The 6,934-nt window shown below is 69.3% G+C and carries 8 protein-coding genes and 1 pseudogene; 2 read left to right on the top strand and 7 right to left on the bottom strand.

All coding sequences use genetic code 11. The annotated features are described in order from the left end of the window. The 3 genes from VFM98_RS17045 to VFM98_RS17035 all read right to left on the bottom strand — a co-directional run. Window positions 1-1,063 (bottom strand): amidase (locus tag VFM98_RS17045; RefSeq protein ID WP_325111093.1); only part of this gene is annotated, 1,063 nt, incomplete at its 3' end. A gap of 123 nt (window positions 1,064-1,186) precedes the next feature. After that, a complete protein-coding gene (locus VFM98_RS17040; RefSeq protein WP_325111092.1) occupies window positions 1,187-1,567 on the bottom strand; it encodes a type II toxin-antitoxin system VapC family toxin in 381 nt (126 codons plus the stop codon). Further along, window positions 1,564-1,812 carry a prevent-host-death protein gene (locus VFM98_RS17035; RefSeq protein WP_325111091.1) on the bottom strand — a complete coding sequence of 83 codons (249 nt, stop codon included), beginning with the start codon at window positions 1,810-1,812 and terminating at the stop codon, window positions 1,564-1,566. Before VFM98_RS17035 ends, VFM98_RS17040 begins: the two co-directional genes overlap by 4 nt. 188 nt (window positions 1,813-2,000) lie before the next feature. On the opposite strand from VFM98_RS17035, the gene VFM98_RS17030 reads away from it, so the two are divergent. Next, a complete protein-coding gene (locus tag VFM98_RS17030; protein ID WP_325111090.1) occupies window positions 2,001-3,674 on the top strand; it encodes an AMP-binding protein in 1,674 nt (557 codons plus the stop codon). 6 nt (window positions 3,675-3,680) lie between these two features. On the opposite strand, the gene VFM98_RS17025 is transcribed toward VFM98_RS17030, so the two are convergent. Next, window positions 3,681-4,577, bottom strand: a complete 897-nt coding sequence (locus VFM98_RS17025; RefSeq protein ID WP_325111089.1) for an aminotransferase class IV — start codon at window positions 4,575-4,577, stop codon at window positions 3,681-3,683. A 143-nt stretch (window positions 4,578-4,720) separates the two neighbouring features. Between VFM98_RS17025 and VFM98_RS17020 the strand changes: the two genes are divergently transcribed. Further along, window positions 4,721-4,987, top strand: a complete 267-nt coding sequence (locus VFM98_RS17020; RefSeq protein ID WP_325111088.1) for a hypothetical protein — start codon at window positions 4,721-4,723, stop codon at window positions 4,985-4,987. Here the strand turns inward: VFM98_RS17020 and VFM98_RS17015 are convergent. The 3 genes and pseudogenes from VFM98_RS17015 to VFM98_RS17005 all read right to left on the bottom strand — a co-directional run bounded on the left by VFM98_RS17015 (window position 4,924) and on the right by VFM98_RS17005 (window position 6,812). Continuing rightward, entirely contained in the window at window positions 4,924-5,838 is a 915-nt protein-coding gene (locus tag VFM98_RS17015) for a HAMP domain-containing sensor histidine kinase (RefSeq protein WP_325111087.1), read from the bottom strand. The genes VFM98_RS17020 and VFM98_RS17015 overlap by 64 nt on opposite strands. Window positions 5,839-5,963: 125 nt before the next feature. Next, a pseudogene (locus tag VFM98_RS17010) lies at window positions 5,964-6,074 on the bottom strand (GNAT family N-acetyltransferase); the annotation flags it as partial. Window positions 6,075-6,167: 93 nt separating this feature from the next. Further along, the gene (locus VFM98_RS17005) at window positions 6,168-6,812 is read right to left on the bottom strand and encodes a DUF1643 domain-containing protein (protein ID WP_325111086.1); all 645 of its coding nucleotides are present in this window, start codon (window positions 6,810-6,812) and stop codon (window positions 6,168-6,170) included. Window positions 6,813-6,934: the final 122 nt, after the last annotated feature.

The raw sequence follows: 6,934 nt of genomic DNA, 5'->3' as shown, positions 1-6,934 counted from the left end.
CCATGGGCGGGCCGAAGGCGGCGAGCGCAGCGACGGCCGCGCGCAGCGCGGGATTGACCAGCGCGCGGCGTTCCTCGCTCGCCGCCAGTTCGGCCAGCCGCTCGCCGATGCGGCCGTAGAACAGCCGGTTCCAGGCCGGGGCCGGATCGCGCGCGAAGGGCGGCGGCACGGCCTTGAGCACCGCGCCCTGTGCTTCGAGTTGGCGCGCGGCCTGCTCGCAGGCCTGCAGCACCTCGTCCTCCGCGCTGCCGTAGCCGAGCGACGGGCACCAGCCGATGCGCAGCCCGGCGACGCCCTGCGCCAGGCCGGCCGCGAACTCCGGCACCGGCGAGCGCAGCGAGGCCTCGTCGCGGGCGTCGCGCCCGGCGATCGCCGACAGCACCAGCGCCGCGTCGCGCACGCTGTGCGTGATCGGCCCCACGTGCGCCAGCGCCGGCGCCGCCGCCGGCGGCCACACGGGCACGCGGCCGAAGCGCGCCTTGATGCCGAATACGCCGCAGAAGCTGGAGGGGATGCGGATCGAGCCGCCACCGTCGGTGGCCAGGGCAACCGGGACCATGCGCGCCGCGACCTGCGCGGCAGCACCGGCGCTGGAACCACCGGGCGTGTGCTCCGGGTTCCAGGGATTGCGCGTGATGCCGGTCAACGGCGAATCGCCCACCGCCTTGGAGCCGAGCTCGCTGGTGGTGCTCTTGCCGACGATGCAGGCGCCCGCGTGGCGCAGCCGCTCGACCGCGGGCGCATCGTGCTGCGCGACGTTGTCCGCCAGCAGCTTCGAGCCGAAGGCCTGCGGCACGCCGCGCACCGCGATCAGGTCCTTGATGCTCACCGGCACGCCGGCCAGAGGGCCCGGATCGCGCGCGCCGGCGATCAGCTTGTCGACGTGGTGGGCCTGCTGCAGCGCTGCCTCGGCGGTGAGGACGGCGAAGGTGTTGAGGCGCGGCTCCAGCCGCTCGATGCGGTCGAGGAAGGTGCGCATCACCGATACGGCGGTGAGCTGGCGCTGGCGCACGGCCTGCGCGATCTCGAACGCGCTCGCCTCGGTGACGTGGGACAGGTCCATCGCTGCCTCCTCGCGGGGTGGGCGAGGATCATGCCAGAGGGCCGCGGGCTTGTGTTCAGCGCGGCACCCCGGGGGCGCAAGGTGCCGGGCGCGGTAGAAAGCTCTTCGGCTGCGACGCGCCGGTCAGATGAGGATGATGGTGTCGCTGTAGCGGGCGACCATGGCGTCGCGCGTCATCAGCCGCATCGGTTCCCACAGGGCCTGCGCCACCAGCAGCCGGTCAAAGGGGTCCTGGTGGTGCGCAGCGAGAGCTTCCACGGCGGCGGCATGTTCCGGTTCCACGGCAAGGAAGCGGAAACCCGAGCTCCGGAAAAATCCCATGGCCTCCTCACCCGACACGGGCATGTCCCCGCGGCCGAGGGAGTGCTTGATGGCAATTTCCCAGATGCTCGCCGCACTGATCCAGACCGTGGAAGTCTCGATGGTCTGCCGTGCCTCGGCGCCCAGTTTCGGGCTGTCCGTGATCGCCCAGAGTGCGACGTGCGTGTCCAGCAGCAGGTTCAAGGCAGGCGCTGCCCGGTGAAGAGTCGTGCCACTTCGTCGTTGTGCTCGTCGATGGAATCGGGCACTTCAAACCTGCCCTTGGCCACGCCGAGACGGGGGCGCGGAGCGCTCGCTGCGATGGGAACCAGCTTTGCCGCCGGCCGGCCATTGCGCGCGATGATGATTTCGCTCTCCAGCCCATCCTCGATCGCTTGCACCAGGCGCGACAAGGAGGACTTGGCTTCGAGCATGTTGACCAGCGCCATGCGTACCTCCAGGTGATTAGCCAAGACTAGCTAAGTGCGTCATCCGAGTCAACTGGCAGCGGGTGCTCGCCGAAAGCGAGGGCTCCTGCGACGGCAGCGCCTGGCACGATTTGCAACCGGGCCGGCGATTCCCGGGGGCTGGGCTCGTCCTATGCTGGCGGACTGCGCTTTCCTTCGGAGACAAGGTCATGCTCATCCAACCGCGAGTCGCCCACGCGCGCGGTGCCACCGGCACGCCGCTGCTCGAACAGACCATCCCTGCCTTCCTCGCTTCGATGGCGGCCCGGCAGCCGGAGCATCCCGCGCTGGTGAGCCGCCACCAGAATCGCCGCTACAGCTACGCCGAACTGCGCCGCACCGCCCGCCGGCTCGCCAGCGCGCTGCTGGGCCTCGGCCTGGACAAAGGCGACCGCATCGGCATCTGGGCGCACAACTGCGCCGAGTGGGTGCTGATGCAGTTCGCCACCGCGGAAGTCGGCCTGATCCTCGTGAACATCAACCCCGCCTACCGCACCGCGGAGGTGGAGTACGCGCTCAACAAGGTCGGCTGCAAGGCGCTGGTCACGATGCCGCGCTTCAAGACCAGCGACTACCTGGGCATGCTGCGCGAGCTGGGCACCGCGAAGCTGCCGCAGCTGCGGCACACGGTGTGGATCGACGAGGCGGGCGCCGGCGAGGAACAGGAAGGCATGCTGCGCTTCTCCGAGCTGCTGGCGCGCGGCAACCCGGACGATCCGCGCATCGACGCGATCGCTGCCACCCTCGCGCCCGGCGACGCCATCAACATCCAGTTCACCAGCGGCACGACGGGCTTCCCCAAGGGCGCCACGCTCACCCACCGCAACATCCTGAACAACGGCTTCTTCATCGGCGTGGCGATGAAGCTCACGCCGGCCGACCGCCTGTGCATCCCGGTGCCGCTGTACCACTGCTTCGGGATGGTGCTCGGCAACCTGGCCTGCCTGACCCACGGATCGACCATCGTCTACCCGAACGACGCCTTCGACCCGCTGGCCGTGCTGGAGACGGTGCAGGCGGAACGCTGCACCGGCCTGCACGGCGTGCCCACGATGTTCATCGCCGAACTGGACCACCCGCGCTTCCGCGAGTTCGACCTCTCCTCGCTGCGCACCGGCATCATGGCCGGCTCGCCGTGCCCGATCGAGGTGATGAAGCGCGTGGTGAGCGAGATGCACATGGGGGAGGTCACCATCGCCTACGGCATGACGGAGACCAGCCCCGTGAGCTGCCAGAGCAGCACCGACACGCCGCTGGACAAGCGCGTCTCCACGGTGGGCCAGGTGCAGCCGCACCTCGAGGTGAAGATCGTGGAGCCGGCCAGCGGCGAAACGCTGGCCACCGGCGAGCGCGGCGAACTGTGCACGCGCGGCTACTCGGTGATGCTGGGGTACTGGGAGGACGAGGAGAAGACCCGCGAGGCCATCGACAGCGAGGGCTGGATGCACACCGGCGACCTCGCCACGATGGACGACGAGGGGTACGTCAACATCGTGGGCCGCATCAAGGACATGGTGATCCGCGGCGGCGAGAACATCTATCCGCGCGAGATCGAGGAATTCCTCTACCGCATGCCGCAGGTGCAGGACGTGCAGGTGGTCGGCGTGCCCGATCACAAGTACGGCGAGGAGCTGTGCGCGTGGATCATCCGCAAGCCCGGGCAAGCGCTCACCGAGGACGAGGTGCGCGCCTTCTGCCGCGGCCAGATCGCGCACTACAAGATCCCGCGCTACATCCGCTTCGTCGACGCCTTCCCGATGACGGTGACCGGCAAGATCCAGAAGTTCAGGATTCGCGACGCGATGAAGGCCGAACTGGGGCTGCAGGAAGACCGCACCGCGTGAGGCGGGTCAGTACGCGACCGGCGTGCTGTACTGCGGCAGCTTGTGCAACTCCCAGTAGGTCGCTGCCAGCTCGCCGGTGATGCGACCGGGCAGGCCGGCGGCGATCGCCTGGCCGTTCACCCGCGTCACCGGCATCACCCCGCCGCCCGAACTGGTGATGAAGGCTTCGTCGGCGAGCAGCAGTTCCGCGATCGGCAGGTCCCGCTCCTGCACCTCGTAGCCGGCGGCGCGGGCGATCTCGATCACCGTGCGCCGGGTCACGCCTTGCAGCACGCCTTCGCGCGGCGTGACGAGCCGGCGGCCGGAGAGCGCGAACACGTTGAAGCCCGGCCCCTCGACCACGTTGTCGCGCGCATCGCGCAGCAGGACCGTGTCGGCGCCGGCGTCGAGAGCGCCCAGCAGGCCCATCGTGAGGTCGTTCCAGTGGTAGTTCTTGGCCGTGGGATCGACGCTCGCGGGCGGGATCCGCTGCACGTCGCTGATCGCCACGTGCAGGCCGCGCCGGCGCTGCTCCTCGTTGGCGATCCAGACGAAGGGCACCGCGAAGGCGTAGAACTGGTTCACGGCCTGCCGCGGATCGCGCGAGCCCCACGGCGGCTGCCCGCGCGTGACGATCATCTCCACGTACGAACGCCGCAGGCCCGAGCGGCGCACGCACTCCGCCAGGATCGTGGCCACCTCGGCGCGCGAGCGGCCGGGATCGAGCCGGAAGCGCGCACAGCTGGCGAAGAACCGGTCCAGGTGCACGTCGAGCCGGAAGAAAGCGCCGTCCCAGACGGTGACCACGTCGTAGGTGGCATCCGAGCGCAGGAAACCCCAGTCCGTCATGGGAATCGAAGCCTGGGCGATCGGCACGTACTCGCCGCGCTGGAAAGCGCAGCCTTGCGAGAAGTCGGCGTTCATGCGGGCATTGTCGCGCGCCGGCCAGGCCCTGCCCGGCCATGCCTCGAACCTCGCCGGGCAAACGCGCTCCAACAGGCAGGCTGGAGGCGGAGGCGTCTCGCGCCTCTCCGCCGTGCGGGAGATCGCAGCGCAAACTGTCGCGCGTGCCGACGCATGTCAACGAAGGAGCCGAACCGATGGGCCAGGACGAGAGTGTGCCGCTGACTGCGGAGGAGAAGGAGCTCATCGAGCTCTGGCTGGAGCGCCCGCCCCGGCAGCGAGGCCTCGACCAGGTGCAGGACTTCGCGGACTGGGTGCTCTCCCATCGACCGCACCTGCTGCCCAAGGGCGCGGATGACGCGCGCGACTACCTGGTGCGGCTGCTGGGCGATTCCATCGAGTCCGACGCGGACAGCTCCGCCTCCGGGTGAGCGGCCGGGGGCGGGCGCGGGCGACGCATCGATGCCGCACACCCTTTCCCGTCGCCATGGCGTCCAAGCGGCAGGCGCACGCGGAACACGCTGCCGCAGCCGGGGCCATCGCTTTCCGCGCTGACGCTGCCGCCGTGGAGTTCCACCAGCCCGCGCACCACGGCAAGGCCCAGGCCCAGGCCGCCCTTGGCCTGGTCTCTCCCGGCGTCGGACTGCGCATAGGGCTGGAAGATCGCTTCGAGGCGGTGGACGGGAATGCCCGCGCCGTTGTCACGCACGCTGACCACGGCTTCCGTCGCGGTCGTGCCGATGTGCACTTCCACTTCGCCACCGCGGGGCGTGAACTTGCGCGCGTTCTCCAGCAGATTGGTGAACACTTGCGTCAGGCGCGTCTCGTCGCCCTGGATAAGCACCGGCTGCACCGCAAAGCGCCTGAGCAAGCGCACCTGCTTCTCGTCGAACAGCGGCTCCACGCCATCGCAGATGGAAGCGAGCAGCGCGCCAAGATCCAGTTCCTTCCTGGCCAGGGCCAGCTTGCCGGTGTCGAGCCGGCTCGCATCGAGCAGGGAGTCCACCAGGGCCGCCAGGTGATCGGCTTGGCGCCGGGCGGCCGCCAGCAGCGTTCTTCTCTGCGCCTGGGGCAGGTCCGGCCGCTCCAGGAGGTGCGTCGTCGTGCGCAGGACGCCGATCGGCCCGCGCAATTCGTGGGCCAGCAGTGCAAGGAGGTCTCTTTGCTCGCGCTCGCGCGTGAGGATGGGGCTCGGGCCGGGCGGATACGGGATGGACGGAACCGCTGCGCGGGTTGGGGCTGCCCTCGGCGTGCGGGCGAACGTCAAATCTGCCGAGTTCATCGCAGTGACAACAACAACCTGATTCGACGGCGGCTTATCTGTGCACGGCGCGGGCAGATTTCAAGAGCCGGCGTGCGTGGCCACAGGGAGGACATGGAGGGCCGGGGCGGGTTCAAACCAGAGGTTCAGCGGCAGTCCCCGGCCCCCTTGACCGCGGCGAACTTTGCCAGCGCATCGCCGGCCAGTCGGTAGCGCACCCATTCGTCCATCGGCACGGCGCCCATCGAGCGGTAGAAGTCGCTCGTACGCGGCCAGTTCCTTGATGAAGCGGAGGATCAAGGGCACGTCGTCGATGTGGGCCGGGCGGATGTCGATGGGCGGTAGGGACATCATCTCTCCGGAAAAACAAACGGCTTCAGGCCCACGTCGAGCCTGCTGTACATGATCCGCGCGTTGCCCGGATGCGGCGGGAAGTTCGTCTGCAGGTCCAGCTGCAGGATCTTCTTGCCGGCAAACAGGGGCCGCAACTGCGCCAGCCGCTCGGGAAAGCGGTAAGCGCCTTCGTTCTTCACCTGGCCGAAGACGAACAGGAAGTCCCGCTGCTTGCGGATGGCGCAGCGCAGGATGCGGTCTGCCTGGCCGTGCTCCACGTCGCGGAAGGCCTTGCGCTTGTCCACGCGCGTGTAGAGATTGAGCAGCAGCAGCGCGCCGAACTGCGGCAGGTTGCGATGCACGTAGCGCTCCAGGTAGTTGACCGTCTTGTCCGCGTGTTCCTCGCCCGCGTCGCTGGGGTTCTGGCCGACGACGCAGAGCGTGCGGCCGGACGGCCGATCGGCGAACGGGATCTTCAGCAGTGCGCGATGCGTGCGTCCGCGGACGAACACGGCCCGCACGCGGGCCAGGTCGACGGCGTCGAAGTGGGGAACGGGGGCGGGCAGTGGCGGCTCCTGGGGCTTTGTCGCTATGGCGTCATGTTCATCGTAACGAACATGACTGCTCATGGCCGGATGACCTCGTGCGCCCGCGCTCCACATCGGGCTGGACGTCTGCGCGAGTAAACCGGTATTCCTCCCTCTCCCCCTGGGAGAGGGCCGGGGTGAGGGCATGCGGGGAGCGCCCCCACCCCAGCCCCTCCCCAAGGGGGGAGGGGGTCTCA

It is taken from the genome of Ramlibacter sp. (genome assembly GCF_035706265.1).
Taxonomy (GTDB): Bacteria; Pseudomonadota; Gammaproteobacteria; order Burkholderiales; family Burkholderiaceae_C; genus Ramlibacter.
This window is presented reverse-complemented; position numbering and strand designations above follow the sequence as displayed.